This is a genomic window from Nesterenkonia flava (assembly GCF_031432335.1).
Classification (GTDB): Bacteria; Actinomycetota; Actinomycetes; order Actinomycetales; family Micrococcaceae; genus Nesterenkonia; species Nesterenkonia flava.
The window spans coordinates 1-1,123 of record NZ_JAVKGT010000079.1 but is presented as its reverse complement, the minus strand read 5'-3'; the positions used below and the strand labels follow the sequence as shown (position 1 = coordinate 1,123).

1 protein-coding gene is annotated in these 1,123 nt (G+C 60.6%); it reads left to right on the top strand.

Annotation, left to right across the window (positions count from 1 at the left end):
* Nucleotides 1-36: 36 nt before the first annotated feature.
* Nucleotides 37-1,107 carry an IS110 family RNA-guided transposase gene (locus RH857_RS13525; protein ID WP_310538499.1) on the top strand — a complete coding sequence of 357 codons (1,071 nt, stop codon included), beginning with the start codon at nucleotides 37-39 and terminating at the stop codon, nucleotides 1,105-1,107.
* Nucleotides 1,108-1,123: the final 16 nt, after the last annotated feature.

Sequence of the window (1,123 nt, the reverse complement as noted above, 5' to 3'; positions counted from 1 at the left end):
TGACACCCACGCTAATCGGCAGGAGGAACAGAAGCTATGGTCATCATAGAGACCGCCCGTTCCGGGCATGTCGTCATCGGGGTCGACACCCATAAGCACATCCACGTCGCTGCTGTGATGGATTCCATCGGCGGGATCCTAGCCACACTGACGATCGCCACTGATCTCACAGGTTATAAGCAGCTGCTGGAGTGGGCGGCTGGGTTCGGCAAGATCATTGCCTTCGGAATCGAGGGCACCGGCTCCTACGGTGCCGGGCTGACCTCGTTCTTGAGGCGGCATGATCACAAAGTCATTGAGGTTGCTCGGCCGGATCGACGGTTACGGCGGCTGAACGGCAAATCCGACACCCTGGATGCTGAGAACGCTGCCCGGGCGGTGCTGGCAGGGTTCGCCACCGCGACGCCGAAGTCTGCCGACGGTGCGGTGGAGATGATCCGGCAGCTGAAAGTTGCCCACGATACCGCGGTCAAGGATAGGACCGGGGCGATGATCACGCTCAAGGCGATGCTCGTCCACGCGTCAGAAGAGCTGCGCCGTGAAACAGCCGGGAAGACCCAGAAGATGATCGCTCGCCACTGTGCTGCGCTGCGCCCACGCGGACTGAATACCCCGGAGGATGCCAACCGCCACGTACTGCGATCGATTGCCAAGCGCTGGATGACGCTCAATGACGAGATCATCGAACTGGAGGGCATGATCAAGGACCTCGTAGCCCAGCGAGCACCGCACCTGCTGGAGAGATTCGGCATCGGTGTCGATACCGCCGCGGAGATCCTCATCGTCGCCGGCGATAACCCTGAGCGCATCAAGTCCGAGGCGGCGTTCGCGAAACTGGCAGGCATCAGCCCCATTCCGGCAGGCTCAGGGATGACCAGTGGGAAACATCGCATCAACCAAGGCGGGCACCGGCAGCTCAATGCTGCGATTTACCGCACCGTGATCGTCAGGATGAGATTCCACGAACCCACAATCGCCTACGTCGCCCGCCGCACTGCTGAGGGCAAATCCAAGCGCGACATCATCCGCTGCCTGAAACGCTACGTGATCCGAGAGGTCTACCACCTCGTCAAGACAGACCCCCACACCGGCGAAATCCCAAATTGACAACTATAGGAGCATC